At 65.8% G+C, this 412-nt stretch carries 1 pseudogene; it reads right to left on the reverse strand.

The features are described from left to right. Positions 1-391: pseudogene (locus EOA27_RS40145) on the reverse strand (hypothetical protein); the annotation flags it as partial. Between the last annotated feature and the right edge of the window lie 21 nt (positions 392-412).

Here is a 412-nt window from a genome sequence, read left to right on the forward strand (position 1 = left end):
CCTCCACCCGGGCTCCACGCAGCCTGTCGCGGCGCAATTTGAGGTAGTTGCGCACATTCGGCGCAATGCGAAAACCTTCCAACCTGCTATCCTCGAGCGCAGCCGCCCACCCCAGCGCCGCATAGCGGCTGCCATAGGCTTCGATAGTGGCAGCAAGGCTCTCGCGGCCGATGCGCCGGGCCAGAATGGCGCAGGCAGCCCCCCGCGATTCAATCGACCGGCCATATTTGGGCGCGAATGCCAGCCCGCCATCCGCCATATCGTCGACATCATGCGCAAGGACGAGGAAAAGGATGTCCTCGTCGCCGGCCGGCACGCCTTGCGCCACAAGGCGCTCGGGATCCCCGGTGTCGAACTTCATCGCGCCGACCCTGGCGACAAGACCTTCCACCCGGGGTCCGAGCTTCTGCTC

It is taken from the genome of Mesorhizobium sp. M2A.F.Ca.ET.037.01.1.1, assembly GCF_003998075.1.
GTDB lineage: Bacteria > Pseudomonadota > Alphaproteobacteria > Rhizobiales > Rhizobiaceae > Mesorhizobium.